The sequence below is a fragment of the Citrobacter sp. wls615 genome (genome assembly GCF_005281355.1).
GTDB classification, from domain to species: Bacteria; Pseudomonadota; Gammaproteobacteria; order Enterobacterales; family Enterobacteriaceae; genus Citrobacter; species Citrobacter werkmanii.
In genome coordinates this window covers 37,599-61,893 of record NZ_SZXM01000006.1, presented here as the reverse complement: position 1 = coordinate 61,893, position 24,295 = coordinate 37,599, and the positions used below count along the sequence as shown (strand labels likewise).

The 24,295-nt window shown below is 53.3% G+C and carries 23 protein-coding genes; 6 read left to right on the top strand and 17 right to left on the bottom strand.

What is annotated here, in order from left to right:
- From FDX04_RS02670 to dnaB, 5 genes are all read right to left on the bottom strand, one after another.
- Positions 1–357 carry an MmcQ/YjbR family DNA-binding protein gene (locus FDX04_RS02670; RefSeq protein ID WP_038636271.1) on the bottom strand — a complete coding sequence of 119 codons (357 nt, stop codon included), beginning with the start codon at positions 355–357 and terminating at the stop codon, positions 1–3.
- A gap of 126 nt (positions 358–483) precedes the next feature.
- Entirely contained in the window at positions 484–1,197 is a 714-nt protein-coding gene (gene aphA / locus FDX04_RS02665) for an acid phosphatase AphA (protein ID WP_061382690.1), read from the bottom strand.
- A gap of 261 nt (positions 1,198–1,458) precedes the next feature.
- Complete coding sequence (gene tyrB, locus FDX04_RS02660) at positions 1,459–2,652, bottom strand: aromatic amino acid transaminase (protein ID WP_042312990.1); 1,194 nt, start codon at positions 2,650–2,652, stop codon at positions 1,459–1,461.
- A gap of 135 nt (positions 2,653–2,787) precedes the next feature.
- On the bottom strand, positions 2,788–3,867 hold the full coding sequence (gene alr, locus FDX04_RS02655; protein ID WP_137348844.1) for an alanine racemase: 1,080 nt from the start codon (positions 3,865–3,867) through the stop codon (positions 2,788–2,790).
- Positions 3,868–3,883: 16 nt separating this feature from the next.
- Entirely contained in the window at positions 3,884–5,299 is a 1,416-nt protein-coding gene (gene dnaB / locus FDX04_RS02650; RefSeq protein ID WP_003826610.1) for a replicative DNA helicase, read from the bottom strand.
- A 64-nt stretch (positions 5,300–5,363) separates the two neighbouring features.
- On the opposite strand from dnaB, the gene FDX04_RS02645 reads away from it, so the two are divergent.
- On the top strand, positions 5,364–6,347 hold the full coding sequence (locus tag FDX04_RS02645; RefSeq protein ID WP_079226193.1) for a quinone oxidoreductase: 984 nt from the start codon (positions 5,364–5,366) through the stop codon (positions 6,345–6,347).
- 163 nt (positions 6,348–6,510) lie between these two features.
- Here FDX04_RS02645 and pspG read toward each other — a convergent pair whose 3' ends face one another.
- The 3 genes from pspG to FDX04_RS02630 all read right to left on the bottom strand — a co-directional run bounded on the left by pspG (position 6,511) and on the right by FDX04_RS02630 (position 8,480).
- Positions 6,511–6,753 (bottom strand): envelope stress response protein PspG, encoded by a 243-nt coding sequence (gene pspG / locus FDX04_RS02640; protein ID WP_003031713.1) that lies wholly within the window; start codon positions 6,751–6,753, stop codon positions 6,511–6,513.
- Between the two features lie 133 nt (positions 6,754–6,886).
- On the bottom strand, positions 6,887–7,885 hold the full coding sequence (gene dusA, locus FDX04_RS02635) for a tRNA dihydrouridine(20/20a) synthase DusA (protein WP_137370416.1): 999 nt from the start codon (positions 7,883–7,885) through the stop codon (positions 6,887–6,889).
- A 106-nt stretch (positions 7,886–7,991) separates the two neighbouring features.
- On the bottom strand, positions 7,992–8,480 hold the full coding sequence (locus tag FDX04_RS02630; RefSeq protein WP_038636260.1) for a cupin domain-containing protein: 489 nt from the start codon (positions 8,478–8,480) through the stop codon (positions 7,992–7,994).
- A gap of 114 nt (positions 8,481–8,594) precedes the next feature.
- Between FDX04_RS02630 and zur the strand changes: the two genes are divergently transcribed.
- Positions 8,595–9,113, top strand: coding sequence for a zinc uptake transcriptional repressor Zur (gene zur, locus FDX04_RS02625; protein WP_038636258.1), 519 nt, complete (start codon positions 8,595–8,597; stop codon positions 9,111–9,113).
- Between the two features lie 41 nt (positions 9,114–9,154).
- Here zur and FDX04_RS02620 read toward each other — a convergent pair whose 3' ends face one another.
- The 4 genes from FDX04_RS02620 to FDX04_RS02605 all read right to left on the bottom strand — a co-directional run bounded on the left by FDX04_RS02620 (position 9,155) and on the right by FDX04_RS02605 (position 12,036).
- Positions 9,155–9,364 carry a CsbD family protein gene (locus FDX04_RS02620; RefSeq protein ID WP_006688302.1) on the bottom strand — a complete coding sequence of 70 codons (210 nt, stop codon included), beginning with the start codon at positions 9,362–9,364 and terminating at the stop codon, positions 9,155–9,157.
- A gap of 131 nt (positions 9,365–9,495) precedes the next feature.
- On the bottom strand, positions 9,496–10,821 hold the full coding sequence (dinF, locus tag FDX04_RS02615; RefSeq protein WP_061382695.1) for an MATE family efflux transporter DinF: 1,326 nt from the start codon (positions 10,819–10,821) through the stop codon (positions 9,496–9,498).
- Between the two features lie 131 nt (positions 10,822–10,952).
- Positions 10,953–11,558: a transcriptional repressor LexA gene (gene lexA / locus FDX04_RS02610; protein WP_137370415.1), complete on the bottom strand. Its 606-nt coding sequence runs from the start codon at positions 11,556–11,558 to the stop codon at positions 10,953–10,955.
- 109 nt (positions 11,559–11,667) lie between these two features.
- Positions 11,668–12,036: a diacylglycerol kinase gene (locus tag FDX04_RS02605; protein ID WP_003826594.1), complete on the bottom strand. Its 369-nt coding sequence runs from the start codon at positions 12,034–12,036 to the stop codon at positions 11,668–11,670.
- A gap of 171 nt (positions 12,037–12,207) precedes the next feature.
- Here FDX04_RS02605 and plsB point away from each other — a divergent pair, with 171 nt between their 5' ends.
- Entirely contained in the window at positions 12,208–14,628 is a 2,421-nt protein-coding gene (plsB, locus tag FDX04_RS02600; RefSeq protein ID WP_137361111.1) for a glycerol-3-phosphate 1-O-acyltransferase PlsB, read from the top strand.
- Positions 14,629–14,682: 54 nt separating this feature from the next.
- On the opposite strand, the gene ubiA is transcribed toward plsB, so the two are convergent.
- The 5 genes from ubiA to malK form a co-directional block, all read right to left on the bottom strand.
- On the bottom strand, positions 14,683–15,555 hold the full coding sequence (ubiA, locus tag FDX04_RS02595) for a 4-hydroxybenzoate octaprenyltransferase (protein WP_042313002.1): 873 nt from the start codon (positions 15,553–15,555) through the stop codon (positions 14,683–14,685).
- A 13-nt stretch (positions 15,556–15,568) separates the two neighbouring features.
- Positions 15,569–16,066: a chorismate lyase gene (gene ubiC / locus FDX04_RS02590; RefSeq protein ID WP_042313004.1), complete on the bottom strand. Its 498-nt coding sequence runs from the start codon at positions 16,064–16,066 to the stop codon at positions 15,569–15,571.
- Positions 16,067–16,246: 180 nt separating this feature from the next.
- The gene (gene malM, locus FDX04_RS02585; RefSeq protein ID WP_069325183.1) at positions 16,247–17,194 is read right to left on the bottom strand and encodes a maltose operon protein MalM; all 948 of its coding nucleotides are present in this window, start codon (positions 17,192–17,194) and stop codon (positions 16,247–16,249) included.
- A 113-nt stretch (positions 17,195–17,307) separates the two neighbouring features.
- Positions 17,308–18,663: a maltoporin gene (locus FDX04_RS02580; protein ID WP_038636248.1), complete on the bottom strand. Its 1,356-nt coding sequence runs from the start codon at positions 18,661–18,663 to the stop codon at positions 17,308–17,310.
- Positions 18,664–18,753: 90 nt separating this feature from the next.
- A complete protein-coding gene (gene malK / locus FDX04_RS02575) occupies positions 18,754–19,863 on the bottom strand; it encodes a maltose/maltodextrin ABC transporter ATP-binding protein MalK (RefSeq protein WP_137370414.1) in 1,110 nt (369 codons plus the stop codon).
- A 360-nt stretch (positions 19,864–20,223) separates the two neighbouring features.
- Here malK and malE point away from each other — a divergent pair, with 360 nt between their 5' ends.
- The 3 genes from malE to malG all read left to right on the top strand — a co-directional run bounded on the left by malE (position 20,224) and on the right by malG (position 23,994).
- Positions 20,224–21,414 (top strand): maltose/maltodextrin ABC transporter substrate-binding protein MalE, encoded by a 1,191-nt coding sequence (gene malE / locus FDX04_RS02570; protein ID WP_032940895.1) that lies wholly within the window; start codon positions 20,224–20,226, stop codon positions 21,412–21,414.
- 130 nt (positions 21,415–21,544) lie between these two features.
- Complete coding sequence (gene malF / locus FDX04_RS02565) at positions 21,545–23,089, top strand: maltose ABC transporter permease MalF (RefSeq protein ID WP_137361110.1); 1,545 nt, start codon at positions 21,545–21,547, stop codon at positions 23,087–23,089.
- Positions 23,090–23,103: 14 nt separating this feature from the next.
- Positions 23,104–23,994, top strand: coding sequence for a maltose ABC transporter permease MalG (malG, locus tag FDX04_RS02560; protein ID WP_038636242.1), 891 nt, complete (start codon positions 23,104–23,106; stop codon positions 23,992–23,994).
- Positions 23,995–24,295 lie beyond the last annotated feature (301 nt).

Here is a 24,295-nt window from a genome sequence, read left to right as displayed (position 1 = left end):
TCAGGGCTGCGCCAGTATCCGGCGTTTATCTTCCGGCAGCGTGTTCACCGCCAGCTGATAAGAGGCATCAACCAGATAATAAATCTGCGAATCCGGCAGCGAGCCGTCCAGATACACCGTGCTCCAGTGCGCTTTATTCAGATGCCTGCTTGGTCGTACATCGCTATGCTGCTGACGCAGTAATTCCGCCAGTTCAGGGCTGGTTTTCAGAGAGACCGCCGGGCGTTCTTCTACCTCTTTTACCATGGCAAAGAGTACATCTTCGACTTTGATTTGTGTGGCTTTCCAGTCACTGTGCACGCTCTGCTCCGCGCCCGTTTTTGCCATGCAGTATTGCAGCAACTCCGAATTCGTCATCTTTATTCCCCTTACCAGCACTCGCCTAATGAGAACATCTTTTATTCAGTGTGCAGCAAGTCCGCAAAAGGTAAAAGCCAGTAACGCAAATTTGTTTAAAAAACCACCAAATAGCAGCCTGCGCCTTTAATACTCAGAATTTACGATCACCTCTTCACCAAACGCGCCAGCCTGGGGTAGCGGTTTATAGGTGGAGTTGGAGGCACGTAAAATACGAATACCGCGAATACCCACGTCGAGAGCGGCGGTGATGTCATTGTCAGAATCGCCGTAGAACATGCGCACGTTTTTATCCTGTAACCACTGCGTTTTGGTGTTCTGGCCCGGCTTGTCGCCGGCAAAAATAACCGGATTCATATTGGCGGCTGGGATGTGAAAGTTATCAGCCAGCGTTTTCGATACCGTTTCAGTCTTCGTCGGGCTACGTCCGGTGACGAAGAAAATACTATCGCCACGACGCACATGCATATCAATCAACTGACGCGCCACTTCTTTTGGAATACTGAACTCGTCCCAGCCGTTGTTCATTTTCTCCCAGAAAGCCGGATTCTTCAGGTAATCTTCACTGTCCGGAGAGTACGTTTTCTTACCGCGCCAGAAGCCAGGGCTGGAAAAAAGGACGGTGTCATCGATATCAAACCCGACGGCCATCGGCGGGCGGCCTGTCAGACTGTTTTCAATTTGCGCCACGGAAACCCAGTGAATGGGAGCCTGCTCGGCGAGTTTTGCAACGTTGGTGCCTGGATTGAGCTGCGAGGGAGAAGAAACTAATGCCTGAGCAGGCTGATTTAACGTGAACAATAAACAAACGGCACTCAGTGCCAACGTAAACTTGCGCATATTTTTCCCTAAGTAGTCAGTTAGTGATCATTTTTTTATTAACAACTGGTCAAAAAACTATCTGACCTTACCCCCTGAGGGAAGGGAAAGGAAGGATTTTCTCTGGTTTTGTTACAGAAAAAGAGCACGATCACACAGAAAAGCGTGCCTGATAGCGCAACGCTCATCAGGCCTACAAACGAAAAATCCACTGACTTTGTAGGCCGGATAAGGCGTTTACGCCGCCATCCGGCAACACTGTGCGAGAAATAACAAACCTGGTTAAATAACGGCAGCAAATGCCTTCGCCACGCGCTGCACGTTAGCGTGATTCAATCCGGCCACGCACATACGACCGCTGGCAATCAGGTACACGCCAAACTCATCACGCAGGCGATCGACCTGAGCGGCGCTAAGCCCGGTATAGCTGAACATTCCGCGCTGTTGCAGCAGGTAATCAAAGTTACGGTCAGGGATTTCAGCGCTCAGCACGTTAACCAGCTCCTGGCGCATTGCCAGGATGCGGGTCCGCATCTCTTCGACTTCTGCAAGCCAGCTGGCTTTCAGCGCGTCATCACCCAGTACCGTAGCGACCACCTGCGCACCAAAGTTCGGCGGGCTGGAGTAGTTACGACGTACGGTCGCTTTTAATTGCCCCAGAACGCGGCTGGCGGCATCGGCGTCTTCACATACCACAGACAACCCACCGACGCGCTCGCCGTATAAAGAGAAGATTTTAGAAAATGAGTTGCTGACCAGAGCCGGTAACCCGGCGCTGGCAATGGCGCGGATCGCATAAGCATCGTCTTGCATTCCCCCGCCAAAGCCCTGATAAGCAATGTCGAGAAACGGGATCAGATCGCGCGATTTCAGAATCTCAATAACAGCATCCCATTGCGCAGGGGTTAAATCTGCTCCGGTCGGGTTATGGCAGCACGGATGCAGCAGCACGATGCTGCGCGCTGGTAAGGTATTCAGCGTGGCCAGCAGGTCATTGAAACGTACCCCGTTGGTTTCGTTGTCATACCAAGGGTAAGTACTCACTTCGAATCCAGCCCCTTCAAAAATCGCGATATGGTTTTCCCATGTCGGATCGCTAACCCACACACCAGAGTCAGGGAAATAGCGTTTCAGGAAGTCTGCGCCAATTTTTAGCGCCCCGGAACCACCCAGCGTCTGAATGGTTGCGACACGCTGTTGCTGGAGAACCGGATGATCCGCGCCAAACAACAGCGGCGCAATGGTATGGCGATACGTGTTCAGACCTTCCATCGGTAGATACAACGAAGCGCCATGCGGTTTGGCATTGAGTCGGGCTTCCGCCTCCGCCACCGCTTTAAGCTGAGGAATAATGCCGTCTTCGTTGTAGTACAGGCCAATGCTGAGGTTCACTTTGTCGCTACGTGAATCTTCTTTGAATCGCTCCATGAGCGATAAAATCGGGTCGCCAGCGTAGGCGTCAACTTTTTGAAACACGAGGTGGTTCTCCAGGTTTACAGGCAGAGGATAAGAACACAATAAACCGGAAGCGGAAGAAGATCGAGAGGATGTTGCAGTTGGCGAGCATATTGCCGGATGGCGGGGTTCCCGCCTGTCCGGCATGTCATGAACTTAGTCGATATACTTCATCGCCACCCTTGAGGTCAGGCGTGTGATAAGTTCGTAAGCACTAACTTTCGTCATTTCAGCAATCCGTTCAACGGGCAAACCTTCACCCCAAAGAATCACAGAATCACCGGCCTTATCCTGCGCCCCGGGACCTAAATCGACGCAGATCATATCCATCGCGACGCGACCCACGATCGGCACTTCACGGCCATTGACCAGCACCGGTGTCCCAGACGGCGCCGCACGCGGGTAACCATCGCCATAACCCATCGCCACCACGCCTAAACGCGTGTCGCGCTCGCTCTGCCAGGTACCGCCATAGCCGACCGGTTCGCCCGCTTTGTGATCACGCACCGCAATCAGGCTGGAGGTTAGCGACATCACCGGCTGGCAGCCAAAATCGGCACCGATAGAGTGGTTTTCCAGCGGTGATACGCCGTACAGAATCAGCCCCGGGCGCGCCCAGTCGAAGTGAGACTGCGGCCACAGCAGAATACCGCCGGATGCGGCAATCGAACGCTGCCCCGGTTTGCCTTCACAGAAGCGATTAAAGATATCGAGCTGCTTTTCAGTCGCGCCACACTCAGGCTCGTCCGCGCGTGCAAAGTGGCTGACGATATTGACCGGCTGGCGCACATTTTCACATTGCGTCAGGCGCTGATAAAACGCTTCAGCCTGCTCAGGACGCACGCCCAGGCGGTGCATGCCGGTGTCGAGCTTCATCCAGACGGTAACGGGTTCAGCCAGTTTTGCGGCCTCCAGGGCCTCGAGCTGCTCCAGGTTGTGGACGGCAGTATGCAGACGCTGCGCGGAAATAGTCGGTAGATCGGAGGCATCAAAAAACCCCTCCAGCAGCAGGATGGGCTGCGTGATGCCTCCCGCGCGCAGCCGCAGGGCTTCTTCAAGACGAGCGACACCAAAAGCGTCCGCATCGGGGAGCGTTCGCGCGGTCTCTAACAGACCATGGCCGTAAGCGTTCGCTTTCACGACCGCAACCAGTTTACTGGCAGGAGCCAGTTCACGCAGACGTTGCAGGTTGTGTCGCAGAGCGCGGCGGTTAATAACTACAGTTGCCGCTTGCATTTGTATTCCTTAGAAATTACTCATCGTCATATTGAGGACCGGCATAGTTGTCGAATCGCGACCACTGTCCGTTAAACGTCAGGCGAACCGTTCCGATCGGACCGTTACGCTGCTTACCAATAATAATTTCGGCGATGCCTTTTAAGTCGCTGTTTTCGTGATAAACCTCATCACGATAGATAAACATGATTAAGTCGGCATCCTGCTCGATGGAGCCGGATTCACGCAGATCTGAGTTGACCGGACGCTTGTCGGCGCGTTGTTCCAGAGAGCGGTTAAGCTGCGACAGCGCCACCACCGGTACATGCAGTTCTTTCGCTAACGCTTTCAGCGAGCGGGAAATTTCAGCAATTTCCAGCGTACGGTTGTCGGAAAGCGACGGCACGCGCATCAGCTGCAGGTAGTCGATCATGATAAGTCCGATACCGCCGTGTTCACGGGCGATACGACGGGCACGCGAACGCACTTCCGTTGGCGTCAGGCCGGAGGAGTCATCAATATAGATGTTTCGTTTCTCCAGCAAAATACCCATTGTTCCGGAAATTCGCGCCCAGTCTTCGTCATCCAGTTGACCGGTACGGATTTTGGTTTGGTCTACGCGTGAGAGCGAGGCCAGGGAACGCATCATGATCTGTTCTGAGGGCATTTCCAGACTAAAGATAAGAACTGGCTTATCCTGCAACATCGCCGCGTTTTCGACGAGGTTCATTGCAAATGTCGTTTTACCCATCGACGGACGCGCAGCGACGATGATGAGGTCTGACGGCTGCAAACCAGCGGTTTTTTTGTTGAGGTCGTCATAACCGGTGTTCACCCCGGTAACGCCGTCGTGCGGCTGCTGGAATAGCTGCTCGATACGCGCGACGGTGGCGTCGAGCACATCGGTAATGTTTTTCGGGCCTTCGTCTTTGTTGGCGCGGCTTTCAGCGATTTTAAAGACGCGGGATTCCGCAAGGTCCAACAGATCTTCACTGGAGCGTCCTTGCGGATCGAATCCGGCTTCCGCAATTTCGTTCGCGACCGAAATCATGTCACGGACAACGGCACGTTCGCGAACGATATCCGCATAAGCGCTAATGTTGGCCGCACTTGGCGTATTTTTCGATAACTCAGCCAGGTACGCAAAACCGCCGACGCTGTCCAACTGGCCCTGAACTTCCAGCGACTCTGCCAGAGTAATCAGATCGATGGGTTTTCCCATCTCCTGCAAGCGATGCATTTCCGTGAAGATATGCCGGTGCGGGCGGGTATAAAAATCTTCCGCCACCACGCGTTCGGCCACGTCATCCCAGCGTTCGTTATCCAGCATTAAACCGCCCAACACCGACTGTTCCGCTTCAATCGAGTGCGGCGGTACTTTCAGCCCGGCGACCTGGGGATCGCGCTCACGAGCATCAGTCTGTTGTTTGTTGAAGGGTTTATTTCCTGCCATAGTGAATGGAGTTACCGAGATAATGATTGGGTCGAAAGATTACCACATTTCTTTTGGAGGAAGCATGGCAACACGTATTGAATTTCACAAGCATGGTGGGCCTGATGTACTCAAGGCTGTGGAGTTTACGCCAGTTGACCCGGCGGAAAACGAAATCCAGGTCGAGAATAAAGCGATTGGGATCAACTACATCGATACCTACATCCGCAGTGGTCTTTATCCACCACCTTCTCTGCCCAGCGGTCTGGGTACCGAAGCCGCGGGCGTGGTCAGCAAAGTTGGCAGCAAAGTGACGCACATTAAAGCTGGCGATCGCGTGGTGTATGCTCAGTCTGCGCTTGGCGCTTACAGCTCAGTGCATAACGTGCCGGCTGATAAAGCCGCTATTCTGCCTAACGCTATCTCATTTGAACAGGCAGCCGCCTCGTTTCTGAAGGGGCTGACCGTTTTTTACCTGTTACGCAAAACCTATGAAATCCAGCCTGACGAACCGTTTTTATTCCACGCAGCCGCAGGTGGCGTCGGTCTGATCGCTTGTCAGTGGGCGAAAGCGTTGGGAGCGAAACTGATTGGCACCGTCGGCAATGCGCAAAAAGCGCAAATTGCGCAGCAGGCCGGCGCGTGGCAGGTAATTAACTATCGTGAAGAAAGCATTGTTGAGCGGGTAAAAGAGATCACCGGCGGTAAAAAAGTGCGGGTGGTGTACGACTCGGTGGGGAAAGATACCTGGGAGGCGTCTCTCGATTGTCTGCAGCGCCGCGGACTGATGGTCAGTTTTGGCAACGCGTCCGGACCAGTGACCGGTGTAAATTTAGGGATTCTGAATCAGAAAGGTTCGCTATACGTGACCCGTCCCTCTCTGCAGGGTTACATCACCAACCACCGCGAATTAACCGAAGCCAGTAATGAGCTTTTCTCATTGATTGCCAGTGGGGTCATAAAAGTGGATGTCGCACCTGGTCAGACATTTGCGCTGCACGACGCGCAGCGTGCCCATGAAGTGCTGGAAAGTCGCGCCACGCAGGGATCGAGTCTGCTAATCCCGTAAAGAATTAGGGCTTCCCGCAGGAAGCCCTTTCTTTTTTTAGTTCGGCTGTATGTAGGGTACAGCTCGATGAATTCGTTAACCTGGCAATAGTGACAGATTTGATAATCAATTCCTATTTGGTTCTAAAGGCAATGTTTCAGGTTGTGACGGACCACTCAATACCTTAGTAAAATCGGCGGTTATTGCGCTGATACTGTGGGACTTTTGGCGCTTTTATCGCCTTGATCACCCACACCACGGCAACGGCCAATAGCAGCCAGGGCAACAGTTTAATCATCAAGGCAAATAGTCCGCCCAAAAACATCACGGCGGTGGCTACCACCAGCGCGGCCAGCACCCCCAGCAACGATACGCCGGTGACCATCAGCATGATAAAAAATCCAATCACAAAAAGTAGTTCCAGCATGACTCTCTCCCGAAATGAAATACTCTCCATTCCTTTACAAGAAACATGCCAAAGTTAATCTACTGATTTATAAACACAACGCCCCGTGACAAAGCACAGGGCGTGGTGAAATTAACTAACTATTAGTGAGAAACTAACGCTTATCGGTCACCAGCTTCAAAGCATGTTCCAGGACGTTAATATCGGCTCCGGCTTTATGCGCGTTCTCACTCAGGTAACGACGCCACTGACGTGCGCCGGGGATCCCCTGAAACAGTCCCAGCATATGGCGTGTGACATGCCCCAGATAAGTGCCCTGACTCAGTTCACGCTCAATATATGGGTACATGGCACGCACCACGGCGACCGGATCGGCATCATGGGTAGCGGCAGCAAAAATTTCGCGGTCGACCGACGCCAGAATTCCGGGATTTTGATAGGCTTCACGCCCCACCATCACGCCATCCATATGTTGCAGATGCTTTTTCGCTTCCTCCAGCGATTTAATACCGCCGTTGATCGACATCGTCAGATGCGGGAAATCACGCTTTAACTGATAAACACGGTCATAATCCAACGGTGGGATCTCGCGGTTTTCTTTCGGGCTTAACCCGGACAGCCAGGCCTTGCGGGCGTGGATGATAAACATCTCGCATTCGCCGTTGCCAGACACCGTGTTGATGAAGTCGCACAGGAATTCGTAGCTGTCCTGATCATCAATGCCGATTCGGGTCTTCACCGTCACCGGAATCGACACCACATCGCGCATCGCCTTGACGCAATCGGCGACCAGTTGCGCATTCCCCATCAGGCAGGCGCCAAACATGCCATTCTGTACGCGGTCGGAAGGACAACCCACATTGAGGTTAATTTCGTCATAGCCCCGCTGTTCAGCGAGCTTCGCACACTGCGCCAGCGCAGCAGGATCGCTCCCGCCCAGTTGCAACGCCACCGGATGTTCTTCTTCGCTATACGCCAGATAATCGCCTTTACCATGAATGATCGCTCCGGTGGTCACCATCTCCGTATACAGCAGCGTCTGGCGGGACAGTAAGCGCAAAAAGTAGCGGCAATGTCTGTCCGTCCAGTCGAGCATCGGCGCGATAGAAAAACGATGAGCGGGAAAAGCGGTAGACTGAGATTCAGGCAGCATGGCGAATATTCAAGCATCCGGTTAAAAAAGGGGCGCTACTATAGCATAGACCGGTGCGATAGTGCGCCTCATCATCGTGGCTACCGCAGCATATTCTCGCAGTGCGTTATTTGCGCCCCGGCTTGCCGTCATGTGGGCCAAAAAACTGCGGCGGATGGTCAACCCAGCGATCCTCGCGCGTGGCGGCATAGACCGGATTAAGCGGGTAATAAATGCGATTATATTTTTTGTTTGCCTCACCCACGACCAGCAGGCGCACCTCTTCACTGGTGTTATTGATAAAGGTGTGACATACCCCGGTTCCAGCCGGAAAACCGACGCTGTCGCCAGGCTCGAGCTTCCATAAATAACCGTTGATCCAAGCTTCCGGATAGCCTTCCAGCACATAGATAAACTCTTCTTCATCGCTTTCCGCATGAGGATAAGATGTGCGACGCCCCGGCGGCAGGCGTTCATGATGAATACCCAGTCTTCCTAACCCCAGTTTACGGGCAAGCGGCGCGCCAATAGCAAAAAGTTCATTGCTGTCGGGGTAGGTGGAGTCATCAGCCCCCTCCACCTCTCGCCAGTGGCGAATACAGTCGGGTCTTTTCATGTTGATTCTCCAGAATACGATGCGTCAGGTATAGCACACAGCGGCGGATCTCGGCGTTTTATGCAGAACATGATAAAGTAAGGGATTAACCTTTCACACAAATCGAGGCGCCAAATGGACAAAACCACCACGCAGGAGTTATTGGCTCAAGCTGAAAAACTCTGTGCGCAACGCAACGTGCGGCTAACGCCACAGCGCCTCGAAGTGCTGCGCCTGATGAGCCTGCAGGAAGGCGCCATTAGCGCTTACGACCTGCTCGACCTGCTACGGGAAACCGAGCCGCAGGCCAAGCCGCCAACCGTTTATCGTGCGCTCGATTTTCTGCTGGAACAAGGTTTTGTACATAAAGTGGAATCGACCAACAGCTACGTGCTGTGTCACCTGTTCGATCAACCGACCCACAGTTCTGCGATGTTTATTTGCGATCGCTGTGGCGTGGTAAAAGAAGAGTGTGCGGAAGGTGTGGAAGACATCATGCATATGCTGGCGGCAAAAATGGGTTTTGCTCTGCGGCATAACGTGATTGAAGCTCACGGACTCTGCCCGGCATGCGTGGAGGTTGAAGCCTGTCGCCATCCAGGCGAATGCCAGCATGACCACTCAATTCTGGTGAAAAAGAAAGTCGGTCGCTAAGCAAGAGAGCGTACATCCCTGTACTCTCAGGAGGGGACTAATTACCAGCGGTAATCGTTGCGGGTTTCCCAGTCAGTGACTTCTTTCTCCGCCTGATCTTTTGCATAACCGTAACGCTCCTGGACTTTACCGACCAGCTGGTCACGTTTGCCTTCAATGACCGTCATATCATCGTCGGTCAGTTTGCCCCATTGCTCTTTCACTTTACCTTTGAACTGTTTCCAGTTACCGCCGACTTCGTCTTTATTCATCATCAAATCCTCATCGTTAGGTTGTGAATAGCCAGAGTATCTCGTCCAACTCTGCTATCTTTTCTGCTGGACGTGAGAATAAGTGTAGTCACTGATTCGGCATTCGATTCACTATTCAGAATTTTTAACCGTCAGGCTTCAACGAACCACGTCCCGTTGCGCCAGTGACGTCGCCAGATAAAGGCCAGCGAAAGCCCGCGCAGGGCAAGAAACACGGTGAGCGCCAGCCACAAGCCGTGGTTACCCAGCAGCGGTAGAGCCAGCAACGTTAATGCGAATCCCGCGGCGGCAACGGCCATGCTGTTGCGCATTTCTGCAGCCCGTGTTGCGCCGATAAACATACCGTCCAGCAAATAACACCAGACGCCAACCAGCGGCAAAATCACCTGCCAGATAAGATAGCGATCGGCCAGCAGTTGAATCTGCGGGAGCGAGGTTAGCAACGCTATAATGTGCTCGCCAAACAGGGCATAAACCAGCGAAAACAGAATCGCCACAAGACCGGACTGTCGACAGGCTGCGCGCCAGACATCCAGTAACTGGCTGCCATCCCGTGCACCATAGGCCTGACCAGAATGCGCTTCCACTGCGTAGGCAAACCCGTCCAGCGCGTAGGCGGTAAAAGTCAGTAGAGTCATCAGAACAGCATTTACCGCAATGATATCGCTCCCCAGACGTGCGCCCAGCACCGTAATGGCACCAAAACAGAGCTGCAGCAACAGCGAGCGCAGCATGATGTCGCGGTTAAGCGCCAGTAAGCGGCGGAAATTGCCACGCCACGCTTGTTTCAACATTGCCAGCGAAATTCCGCGCATATGCAGGACTTTGCGGACCATTAACAGACCGATCAGCAAGGTGGCGTATTCAGCAATGACCGTTGCCAGCGCCGCGCCCTGCACGTTCATATGCAGGCCCATTACCAGCCATAAATCGAGCACAATGTTGAGAACATTACCGACTATCAGCAGGATAACCGGCGCCCGCGCATACTGAACGCCAAGCAGCCAGCCGAGCAGCACCAGATTCGCCAGAGACGCGGGTGCGCTTAACCAACGGATTTCCAGGAAACGTCGGGCCTGCTCCAGTACCGCTTCACTTCCCCCGACAATATGCAGAGCCAGATCGATAATCGGCGTACGAAACAGTGCGATAAGCAGCCCCGCACCCAGCGCCAGCATTAGCGGCTGCACCAGCGCACGCGCCAGTGCCTGCGGATTTTTCGCGCCAAATGCCTGGGCGGTAAGGCCCGTGGTGCTCATGCGTAAAAAAAGCAGCAGCATAAAGAGAAAACTGGTCGCGGTGGCGCCAACGGCAACGCCGCCAAGATAAATCGGGCTATCCAGATGACCAATGACCGCAGTATCGACCAATCCCAGCAAGGGAACGGTGATATTGGAGAAGATCATCGGTAAGGCTAGACGCCAGAGTGCTTTGTCGGAGGAGGTAAAGAAAGGCATGAAATAGCGCCTGAAAAGAAGTTAGACGTACTGGAAGATGTTGCTCAGGCCCGGTAAGCACAGCACCACCGGGCTAGTTGCCGGATGGCGACGCAAACGTCTTATCCGGCTGTCGGGAAAGCAACCTGTGATTACAGCCATTCACCGTTACGAATGACGCCTACCGCCAGCCCTTCAATAGTGAAGTTTTGCTCGCGCAGGTCGACCACAATCGGTTTGAATTCGCTGTTTTCTGGCAGAAGCTCAACCTTGTTGCCCTGTTTTTTCAGGCGTTTCACCGTCACTTCGTCGTCAATGCGCGCGACAACAACCTGACCGTTACGCACATCCTGTGTTTTATGCACGGCCAGCAAATCACCGTCCATAATCCCGATGTCTTTCATCGACATACCGCTGACGCGCAGCAGAAAATCGGCGTTCGGTTTGAACAGTGAAGGATCGACCTGATAATGGCCTTCGATGTGTTGCTGCGCCAGAAGTGGCTCCCCTGCCGCAACGCGACCGACAAGCGGTAAACCTTCTTCTTCCTGCAACAGACGAATACCACGCGATGCGCCGGATACAATTTCCAGCACGCCTTTACGCGCCAGCGCTTTCAGATGTTCTTCAGCAGCGTTTGGGGAACGGAACCCCAAACGCTGCGCGATCTCCGCACGCGTCGGTGGCATACCTGTCTGGCTGATGTGATCTCTAATAAGATCAAACACCTCTTGCTGCCTGGCCGTTAACGCTTTCATTCCGCCCCCTGGGTGTATATACAGTTATGCTGTGAGTATATACAGCTAAAGGTGATTTTGGAACCGCAAACTGCACAAAAAACAGGAGAATGATGAAGTTGTGGAATCTTTATCGCAAATGCGACCACAACAGGATGCCCCAGGTGATCAGGGCGACAAAAATTGACAGCAATACCGCCGCCGACCCCATATCTTTCGCACGACCAGACAGTTCGTGGTACTCGGAACCGATACGATCAACCACCGCCTCTATCGCACTGTTAAGAATTTCAACGATCATCACCAGCATCACGGAACCAATCAGCAACACACGCGTAATGGCGTCGACGTCCAGCCAGCAGGCGATGGCAACGCCTAGCAGAACGGCAACGCTTTCCTGGCGAAATGCCGCTTCATTAATCCATGCGGCGCGAAAACCTTTCCAGGAATAGCCTGCAGCTTTGATAATTCGGGTGAATCCAGTGGTATTATTGGCCATCAAAAAGAACCTTTTTACATTATTAGCGTCAATGTCATTGTAACGTTACCCCGTTTGTTTCAGGGTGTGGCAAAGCAGCGCGAAGTATGACCGGATACACCAGAAATTCACTAAACTTTCTGATATCCTTGCAGCGCATTTGCATTATTAACCAGAGGCTTTACATCGTTTATGTCCGGCTGGCCACGAATTTACTACAAATTACTGAATTTACCATTAAGCGTGCTGGTAAAAAGCAAGTCTATTCCGGCGGAACCTGCACCGGAATTGGGGCTCGATACTTCTCGCCCCATTATGTACGTCCTACCGTACAACTCCAAAGCAGACTTGCTGACGCTACGCGCCCAATGTCTGGCGCACGATCTCCCGGATCCCCTGGAACCGCTGGAGATAGACGGAACTCTATTGCCGCGCTACGTGTTTATTCACGGCGGCCCACGTGTTTTCACCTATTACACGCCAAAAGAAGAGTCTATTAAGCTGTTCCATAACTATCTCGACTTGCATCGCAGCAATCCAGACCTGGATGTGCAGATGGTGCCGGTTTCGGTGATGTTTGGCCGTGCGCCTGGACGCGAAAAAGGCGAGGTCAACCCGCCGCTGCGTATGCTGAACGGCGTACAAAAATTCTTTGCTGTGTCCTGGCTGGGTCGCGACAGCTTTGTCCGCTTCTCCCCGTCGGTTTCCCTGCGTCGCATGGCGGATGAACACGGTACAGATAAAATTATCGCCCAGAAATTGGCGCGCGTAGCGCGTATGCACTTTGCTCGCCAGCGCCTGGCCGCAGTCGGGCCGCGCCTCCCTGCCCGTCAGGATCTGTTTAACAAACTGTTGGCCTCAAAAGCTATCGCGCGTGCGGTAGAAGATGAAGCGCGCAGTAAAAAAATCTCCCACGAAAAAGCGCAGCAAAATGCGATAGCGTTGATGGAAGAGATTGCCGCCAACTTCTCCTACGAGATGATCCGTCTGACAGACCGTATTCTGGGCTTTACCTGGAACCGTCTGTATCAGGGGATTAACGTTCATAATGCAGAGCGTGTACGCCAGTTGGCACACGATGGACACGAAATCGTCTATGTTCCGTGCCATCGCAGCCATATGGACTATATGCTGCTGTCGTACGTGCTGTATCATCAGGGTCTGGTTCCGCCGCATATCGCGGCAGGCATCAACCTGAATTTCTGGCCGGCAGGTCCGATTTTCCGCCGCCTGGGCGCGTTCTTTATTCGTCGTACCTTCAAGGGCAACAAGCTTTATTCCACTGTTTTCCGCGAATATCTGGGCGAGTTGTTCAGCCGCGGCTACTCGGTTGAGTACTTTGTCGAAGGCGGTCGTTCACGTACTGGTCGTTTGCTCGACCCGAAAACCGGCACGCTGTCGATGACCATTCAGGCGATGCTGCGCGGCGGTACGCGTCCGATTACCCTCGTACCGATCTACATCGGCTACGAACACGTAATGGAAGTGGGCACGTATGCGAAAGAACTGCGGGGCGCGACGAAAGAGAAAGAGAGCCTGCCGCAAATGCTGCGTGGCTTAAGCAAACTGCGTAATCTGGGTCAGGGCTACGTTAACTTTGGCGAGCCGATGCCGTTGATGACTTACCTCAACCAGCATGTGCCGGAGTGGCGTGAATCAATCGATCCTATCGAGTCTATCCGTCCTGCCTGGCTGACGCCGACGGTAAATAACATTGCCGCCGATCTGATGGTACGCATTAACAACGCAGGCGCAGCCAACGCCATGAACCTGTGCTGTACCGCGTTGCTGGCTTCCCGCCAGCGCTCTCTGACCCGTGAGCAGTTGACTGAACAACTCGATTGCTATCTGAGTCTGCTGCGCAACGTACCGTATGCCCCGGATGCGACGGTTCCTGCGCAGAGCGCCAGTGAATTGATTGACCATGCCTTGCAGATGAACAAGTTTGAGGTCGAGAAAGACACCATCGGCGACATCATCATTCTGCCGCGCGAGCAGGCGGTATTGATGACGTACTACCGCAACAACATTGCGCATATGCTGGTTCTGCCTTCGTTGATGGCGGCCATCGTAACCCAGCATCGTCATATTTCACGCGCCGCGCTGCAACAGCATATTGAAGCGCTGTACCCGATGCTGAAAGCGGAGCTGTTCCTGCGCTGGGAGCGTGACGAACTCGCTGGCGTGATCGACGAACTGGCCAGCGAAATGCAGCGCCAGGGACTCATCACCCTGGACGATGACGAACTGCATATCAATCCGGCCCGCTCCCGTACGCTACAGCTGCTGGCGGCGGGTGCTCGTGAGACGTTGCAGCGCTATGCTATTACCTTCTGGCTGCTGAGCGCTAATCCGTCTATCAACCGCGGTACGCTGGAGAAAGAGAGCCGCACCGTGGCACAGCGTCTTTCCGTCCTGCACGGCATTAACGCGCCAGAATTCTTCGACAAGGCCGTGTTCAGTTCTCTGGTGCTGACGCTGCGTGACGAGGGATATATCAGCGATACCGGAGATGCCGAACCGGAAGAGACGATGAAGATCTATCAGATGCTGGCCGAACTGGTCACGTCGGATGTGCGTCTGACCATCGAGAGCGCCACACAAGGCGAGTAAGCATAAAAAAACCGGTCAAAATGACCGGTTTTTATTTTGCAGGCTAAGCCAAACTCAAAAATGCCAGTAGCTCATTGCCAGGCCTAAAAACAGCACCAGACCAACATAGTTATTGTTCATAAACGCTTTAAAGCAGGCGTCACGTTCGCGATTGACGATCAGTTTCTGCTGATACACAAACAGCGCGCCCGCCACCAGCAGAGACCAGTAATAACCCAGCCCTAACCCGTTTAGCCAACCCACCAGCGCCATCAGCGCCAGCACGCCCACCTGCAGAATACCAATGATTAGCTTGTCGTTCTGGCCGAACAGAATCGCGGTCGATTTAATACCAATCTTGAGGTCATCATCGCGGTCAACCATGGCGTACTGCGTATCATAGGCCACAGCCCAGAGGATGTTGGCAAGGAACATCAGCCAGCAGCTCAGCGGTACGGACTCGCTCACGGCGGCGAACGCCATCGGGATCGACCAGCCAAACGCCGCCCCCAGCACCACCTGTGGCAGATGCGTATAGCGCTTCATAAACGGGTAAACCCACGCCAGCGCTAATGCCGCAACGGACAACAAAATGGTCATCGTATTAAGGGTCAGGACCAGCAGGAAGGCCAGTAATACCAATACGACAAACAGCGTTCGGGCTTCTTTCTCGGTGACTGCGCCGCTCGGCAGCGGTCGATTCGCGGTACGTTTAACATGGCCGTCAAACTTCCTGTCGGCATAGTCATTCACCACGCATCCGGCAGCGCGCATTAACCATACGCCGGCGACAAAAACCGCCAGGATCCACAGTTGCGGCATACCAGGGGTTGCTACCCATAATGCCCACAGCGTAGGCCAGAGCAGCAGTAAGGCGCCGATTGGCTTATCCGTACGCATCAAGCGGTGAAACGCCAGCAGCTTATTCTGCGTCAGACTCCACTCCATCTTTATCTTCCTCTCAGTACAACGGCGATGCAGGCAGAAAAAGCTCGGTAAGCATCAACGGCTTACCGCTCAGCCGCAGGCGGGAACGACGCCCCCACAGCGCTGCATCTTGGCCAATCTCAATAAAATCTCGGGTCAATGTCGATGACGTAAACAGGTAGCGTCCGAGCGGGGTTTTCCCCAGGTTTTGTAAGGCCAGTTCAGGGCCACACAGGGTGGATTCAGGCACCACGGTACGCCCGGCAAGCCAGGGTTCACCATCCGCGCATAACAGGATTTCGCGTAACCAATAGCGGGACTCTTTGGGCAGCAGCGTCAGTTCTTCAGCCACCTCATTTTGCCCAACGAACGCTTCGCGAATCAACGTGACGGTGACTTCTTTGCCCTGCTGCTCAAAACGTTTGGTCATGGAATCTTCCAGTAACAACCAGTCGAGCAGTTGCGGGTCCAGCGCCGGGATCGCATCAAAATAACGCAGCGCACGCAGTTGCGTTAACGCAGGGTGTGGCATGCCTTACTCTCCGATTTATAACCTAAAGGCATTGTATCGCAGAAAAGGCATTACGGGGTGAGCAAACACAATTAAGTGATCGGCAGAGCAACATAAGCGTAACAATTCGCACTGAAGGATAAAAAAAGGTGCGCCAGGAGACGCACCAGTTGTTGCAAAATCAACAATGTGGGGTGATGTTTACCCCTTGCCTTTTACACTGCTGATAAAGGTGGATCGGGCTGATTTGGATCCCAGACGTTCAGCTTCATCAAGCAGCTTCAGCGCTTTATCAACATCGCCTTTCGCCACGGCATCCTTAATCGCCTGATTAAAATAGCTTTCGGTGTCGTTCAGCATCGGCTCACTTTTCTTCACCGGCTGCGGCGCTGGAGCGGCAACCGCAGCTGCCGGAGCCGCATAAGTCACTGCAGGCGCTGCGGTATTGCCGACAGTGACAGGGCCAGGGCCGGAAGAACCGAACAGCGGCCCCACCAACACACTGGAGGACGAGCTGGTTTTGACTTTTAATTTCAACAGACCATCGGTGGTATGACGCGCGATCGGGTCCGGAATATCGGGAACAGCGTTACCGACACCCTTGGCATAAGCTTTCGCCGGATCAAGCAGGGTCGTGGTCTGTTGGAGGTCTTTATCCGTCGTAAAGACCAGAACATAGAGCTTTTGCTGGCCCAGCGCTGGCGTCAGACGCATTACGCCTTCCAGACGATCGGCACTCATCACGCCGGGCTCCTGGTAGGTGAAATAGCTGCTGGGGAAGAACGCAGATGGCGTCATGTTCTGATCAAGAATTAAGACATTTGGCGCAAATACGCTGGTTTGTTTGTTTACTTCACTGGTCAGCGTCAGGGTTAACTCGCCAATATTGGCCGGTACGCTCCAGGCCGCGACCGGACCGGTAATACCAGCAACATCCAAACGCTGGCCCGCGCTCGCAAGCTGCGTGGACTGAGTTTTAGATTGATCAACCGGCGTCCAGGTTAACTGTTGCAACGCAGCTGTCGGAATAGCAGGCGCCGCGGTGGTGTTCTGCGGAACAATATTCACATCGGCCAGGCTGATGCCAGGTGCGCTGGCAAATAACCCTGCAGATAAACAAAGGGCAACGAGACTTTTCTTCATTTTCATTGTTATCACCTCAGATAGCATGGGTTCAGCGGTGGCCAGGCAATAGCGCGCTAAACCGTAATCAAGAGGGGCTTACGCCCCTCTTTCGGTCTTTACGTCAGGTTAGTGCTGAATTACCACCAGATTTCCATCTGAGCACCGAAGGACCACTCATCGCTGTCGCCACGGCTGGTGGTGCTGATACCAGAATTCGTTGCAGCTGCGTATTTGGTTACGTCGTTACCATTTTTGACGTAGCCCCACTCCTCATCCCACTTGGCATAGGTTGCGAAGACACGAATTGCCGGGCGGGACCAGATGCTGTCGCCAGCCTGCCATTGTTGCGCGAGGGTGATTTTGTACTGGCTGTTGCGATCACCAGTCTGCTGAGATTTGACGTTGTCGTAGCCGACTTCCATCAGGGTGCTCATGATTGGCGTCCATTTGTACATCGGGCGGATACCGACGGTGTACCATTCGGTACCCAGATCGTTATCCATATCGAGGTTCTGGTACATACCGACGTACATCAGATCCCATTTGTCGCCCAGGGAGATGGCGCCGTGGTCAAGAATACGAACCAGGCTACCGTTGTTATTAATCACGTTATTGGCGTAATTGGTTTTACTACCATCTGGGTTAGTAATGGTGAAGGAAGAAGAACCGTAAGAACCCTGGTTCAAACCTTTACCCTGCGTGGTCATGGAGTCTGTCGCGTACTGAACAACAAACTTGTTGTAGCCCTTCAGCATGCTCTGGGTATGTTCAGCAGTGAACATCCAGCCATCTTTTGATGCGCCGTCTGCCAGGCTGTAATCATCTGTCGTATTCGCACGACCATAGTCAACACCCAGTTCCAACATACCATCAGTGTTCGTTGCCAACTGCGCTAAACGAACGTCAAATACGTCGTTAGCGGTGTCTTTGGTACGATCATAGATATTCTGGCTGCTGAACGCGTATGAACCACCCGCTTCCTGAGAACGGCTCGCGGCCAGAGACAGTTTACCGAAGCCCAGATCAATGTTTTCAATACCGGCACCAGGACCTGAAATATCCCAGTAGTAGAAGTCGATCATGTGCACGTCATGACGTTGGTAGAAGCGCTTACCGGCCCAGATAGTAGAGCCTGGCAGCCATTCAATCAGGTTTTTACCCTGCACGTTGGCTTCACGGAAGGCCGGGTCAGTCCCTTCCCAGTCATTCTGCTGTGCTACGGAGTAGGCGACGTTGGTGTCGAAGTAGAAGCTCTTATCGCCTTCTTTCCACACTTCCTGGCCTAATTTGATTTCCGCATAGGTTTCACATTCGTTACCGAGACGGTATTTACTTTGTGCACCTGTTGCCTGGAAACATTGTTGTTCGCCGCCACTACCCGTCCAGCCGATACCGGAACGAGCATAACCATGGAAATCCACAGCCATTGCCTGAACAGACATAATGCCTGCTGCCACAGCAACCGCCAGAGGAAGTTTGCGCAGAGTAATCATCGTTCTATCTCCTGAGATCATTGCTTTTCTTTAAACGCTGCCACCTTCTAAAACTGCGAATGGTTTTGCGTTTCGTTTTTTATGGGGACCTTAAACGCCCGGCTCCTGGTGCAACCGACGACATGCAGTGCCATCCTCACGGAACAGATGGCAAGGCTCTGGCGGCAGGCCGATAGCGAATGTGGCACCCTCTTCTACCAACACCACGTCGTTCTGGCGGTAAACCAGGTTTTGACGGATGGCGGGGATCTGGATATGAATTTGTGTTTCGTGACCAAGTTGTTCGACCACCTGGACTTCACCTTCGAGGGTGACATCGGCGATTTCGCTGGGCAGCAGATGTTCCGGGCGGATACCTAAAGACATATTGGCACCAACCTGAACGCGGGCACTGTCGACGGGTAACCAGACTTGCTGGCGGTTTGGTAATTCAACCTGCACCTGATCAATCGCCGTTGCGGTAACTTTCACCGGCAGGAAGTTCATTTTTGGCGAACCGATAAAGCCCGCGACAAAGCGGTCGGCAGGATAGTGGTACAGCTCCAGGGGTTTACCGACCTGCGCCACACGACCGGCATCCAACACCACAATTTTGTCTGCCAGGGTCATCGCTTCGACCTGATCGTGGGTGACGTAAATCATCGTGCGGCCAAGACGTTTATGCAGGCGGGAGATTTCAATACGCATCTGAACGCGCAGCGCGGCGTCAAGGTTCGACAACGGTTCGTCCAGCAGGAATACTCGCGGCTCGGCAACCAACGTACGGCCAATCGCCACACGCTGACGTTGTCCACCGGAAAGCGCTTTCGGTTTACGGTCCAGCAGGTGCGCCAGTTGCAGAACTTCAGCTACCTGATTAACGCGCTGGTTCATTACCTCTTTTTTCGCGCCGGCCAGTTTGAGGCCAAACGACATGTTTTCCGCGACGGATAAATGGGGGTATAACGCATAGGACTGGAAGACCATGCCCACACCGCGTTCGGCAGGTGGAATGTCGTTCATCCGGGTCTCCCCGATAAACAGGTCGCCGCTGGTGATGGTTTCAAGTCCGGCGATCATACGCAGCAAGGTCGACTTACCACAGCCTGATGGTCCGACAAACACCACGAATTCCCCTTCGTGAATGTCGAGATTGATATCCTTCGATACCACCACGTCACCCCAGGCTTTCGTTACATTTCGCAGCTGTACGCTCGCCATGCCCTTCTCCCTTCGTTACAACCTGTCATTGACAGCAACATTCATGATGGACTGACTATGCGTTATCCCTCACGGGCGTGAATCCTCCACCCCCCAGCTTTTTTATGGGGGAGGAGGCGGGAGGATGAGAGCGCAGCGTCTGAGACCCGGACCACCAGCCTCAGAGGAATTTCGTGATGCAGCTTGCAAAAATGGGTGGGGTTTTATGTGCGCCAGTGCGCAATACTCACATTTATGTAACACAGATCACATAAAGAGCGGGTGGGGCGTAGGAGTAAGGAGGATGGAAAGAGGTTGCCGTATAAAGAAACTAGTACCCGTTAAGCCACCTCTGCAAAATCACCAAACAGGATGGGAACTATGAATATCAAAACTGGCGCACGCATCCTCGCATTGTCTGCATTAACGACGATGATGTTTTCCGCCTCGGCTCTCGCCAAGATTGAAGAAGGTAAGCTGGTCATCTGGATTAACGGCGACAAAGGCTATAACGGCCTCGCTGAAGTGGGTAAAAAATTCGAGAAAGACACGGGTATCAAAGTTACCATTGAGCACCCGGACAAGCTGGAAGAGAAGTTCCCGCAGGTTGCCGCGACTGGCGACGGCCCGGACATTATCTTCTGGGCGCATGACCGTTTTGGCGGCTACGCACAATCTGGCCTGCTGGCTGAAATCACCCCAGACAAAGCGTTCCAGGACAAGCTCTATCCATTCACCTGGGATGCCGTACGCTATAACGGCAAGCTGATTGCTTACCCGATCGCCGTTGAAGCGCTGTCGCTGATTTACAACAAAGACCTCGTTCCGAACCCACCGAAAACCTGGGAAGAAATTCCGGCGCTGGATAAGGAGCTGAAAGCGAAAGGTAAATCCGCGCTGATGTTCAACCTGCAAGAACCGTACTTCACCTGGCCGCTGATTGCCGCCGACGGCGGTTACGCGTTCAAGTTTGAAAACGGCAAGTACGACGTGAAAGACGTGGGCGTGGATAGCGCTGGCGCGAAAGCGGGCCTGACCTTCCTGGTCGACCTGATCAAAAATAAACACATGAATGCGGATACCGACTACTCCATCGCCGAAGCGGCCTTTAACAAAGGCGATACCGCGATGACCATCAACGGTCCGTGGGCGTGGTCCAACATCGATAAGAGCAAGGTGAACTACGGCGTCACGCTGCTGCCAACCTTCAAAGGCAAGCCGTCTAAACCGTTCGTTGGCGTACTGAGTGCGGGTATCAACGCCGCCAGCCCGAACAAAGAACTGGCGAAAGAATTCCTCGAAAACTACCTGCTGACCGACCAGGGCCTGGATGAAGTGAACAAGGACAAACCGCTGGGCGCGGTTGCGCTGAAATCCTTCCAGGAACAGTTAGCGAAAGACCCGCGTATCGCGGCCACCATGGATAACGCCCAGAAAGGCGAAATCATGCCGAACATCCCGCAGATGTCCGCATTCTGGTATGCCGTGCGTACCGCAGTGATCAACGCCGCCAGCGGTCGTCAGACCGTCGATGCCGCGCTGAAAGACGCGCAGGGTCGTATCACCAAGTAATACAGTTGTGAACGTGCCGGATGGCGGCATACATGCCTTATCCGGCCTACAACGTATGTAGGCCTGATAAGCGCAGCGCCATCAGGCACGCTGACCAACAGGTTTTCATTGTTGTTGAGGATTGAACCCCATGGATGTCATTAAAAAGAAACACTGGTGGCAAAGCGACATGCTGAAATGGTCAGTAATGGGTCTGCTTGGTCTGCTGGTCGGTTACCTTGTTGTTTTGATGTACGCTCAGGGGGAGTATCTGTTTGCCATCATGACGCTAATTTTAAGCTCTGTTGGCCTGTATATTTTCGCTAACCGTAAAGCCTATGCCTGGCGCTATGTTTATCCTGGCGTGGCCGGTATGGGGCTGTTTGTCCTGTTTCCGCTCATTTGTACCATCGCCATTGCTTTTACCAACTACAGCAGCACCAACCAGCTGACCTTTGAACGTGCTCAACAAGTCCTGATGGATCGTTCTTATCAGGCAGGTAAAACTTACAACTTTGGCCTGTATCCGGCGGGTGATGAGTGGCAACTGGCCCTCACCGACGGTGAAACGGGAAAAAATTATGTTTCCGACACCTTTAAATTTGGTGGCGAACAGAAGCTGCAGTTAAAAGAAACCGAGGCGCTGCCAGCGGGCGAACGTGCGACGCTGCGCATCATCACCCAGAATCGTCAGGCGCTGACTCAGCTAACGGCTATTCTGCCGGACGAGAGCAAAGTCATCATGAGTTCACTGCGTCAGTTCTCTGGTACGCAGCCGCTCTACTCCCTGGCCGATGATGGGACGCTCACCAACAATCAAAGCGGCGTGAAGTACCGCGCTAATAACGATATTGGTTATTATCAGGCCATTAACGCAGACGGTAGCTGGGGTACTGAAAAACTCAGCCCGGGCTATACCGTCACCATCGGCTGGGACAATTTCACCCGCGTATTTACCGACGAGGGCATCCAGAAACCGTTTTTCGCCATCTTTGTCTGGACGGTAGTGTTCTCAGTCCTGACGGTGATTCTGACCGTGGCTGTGGGTATGGTGCTGGCCTGTCTGGTGCAGTGGGAATCTCTGAAGGGCAAAGCGATTTACCGCGTCCTGCTGATTCTGCCCTACGCCGTACCGTCGTTTATCTCGATTCTGATTTTCAAAGGACTGTTCAACCAGAGTTTTGGTGAAATTAACATGATGCTCAGCGCGCTGTTTGGTATCAAGCCGGCCTGGTTTAGCGATCCAACCACCGCGCGTTCGATGATTATCATCGTTAACACCTGGCTGGGTTATCCGTACATGATGATCCTGTGCATGGGGCTGCTGAAAGCGATTCCTGATGATCTGTATGAAGCCTCGGCAATGGACGGCGCAGGTCCGTTCCAGAACTTCTTTAAAATTACATTACCGCTGCTGATTAAGCCGCTGACGCCGCTGATGATCGCCAGCTTCGCCTTTAACTTTAATAACTTCGTGCTGATTCAACTGTTGACCAACGGCGGCCCGGATCGCCTCGGCACCACCACGCCTGCCGGTTACACCGACCTGCTCGTCAGCTACACCTACCGTATCGCCTTTGAAGGCGGCGGCGGTCAGGACTTCGGTCTGGCGGCGGCGATTGCTACGCTGATCTTCCTGCTGGTAGGCGCGCTGGCCATCGTGAACCTGAAAGCCACGCGTATGAAGTTTGATTAAGGGAGATAACGACAATGGCTATGGTCCAACCGAAATCACAAAAGTTACGTTTATTCGCAACGCACTTAGGGCTGCTGATTTTTATCGCGGCGATCATGTTCCCGCTGCTGATGGTTATCGCCATTTCGCTGCGTGAAGGTAACTTCGCTACCGGCAGCCTGATCCCGGATAATATTTCCTGGGAACACTGGAAACTGGCGCTGGGCTTTAGCGTAGAACACGCGGATGGCCGCGTCACTCCGCCGCCGTTCCCGGTGCTGCTGTGGCTGTGGAACTCGGTGAAAGTCGCCACCATTACCGCGATTGGTATTGTGACGCTTTCCACCACCTGTGCTTACGCCTTTGCCCGTATGCGCTTCCCGGGTAAAGCGACCCTGCTGAAAGGGATGCTGATTTTCCAGATGTTCCCGGCGGTACTGTCGCTGGTTGCCCTGTACGCGTTGTTTGACCGCCTGGGCCAGTACATTCCGTTTATCGGCCTGAACACTCACGGCGGCGTGATCTTCGCCTATCTCGGCGGTATCGCACTGCATGTCTGGACGATTAAGGGCTATTTTGAAACCATCGACGGTTCGCTGGAAGAAGCGGCCGCGCTGGATGGCGCCACACCGTGGCAGGCATTCCGCCTGGTACTGCTGCCGCTTTCCGTACCGATTCTGGCGGTCGTATTTATTCTGTCATTCATTGCCGCTATTACCGAAGTACCGGTCGCGTCACTGCTGCTGCGTGATGTGAACAGCTACACCCTTGCGGTTGGTATGCAGCAGTACCTCAATCCACAGAACTACTTGTGGGGCGACTTTGCCGCCGCAGCTGTACTTTCAGCCATTCCGATTACTCTGGTGTTCCTGCTGGCACAGCGCTGGCTGGTCAACGGCCTGACGGCGGGTGGTGTGAAAGGTTAAGTTTTATCGAAGTACCTGCCCGGCAACGGGCAATGCCACTGCAACCCTCAACTTATGTTATCCCAACCTGTGACTGTTATTCGGCGCTCTACGGAGCGCCCTTTTTTATGTTATTTTGCATTGCTGTTACGATTATTTCCTTTCGTGGCCCGCATCACTGCAATTATATTTACCGCCTGAAAATAGACAAATTAAATAGAATTAAGATCACAGAAAAGACAAAACATAATTGCAATGTAAAAAATGATAATTGTCTTCCCTGCCTGTTAAATCCACCATCACGACACTGATCAAAAGAGCT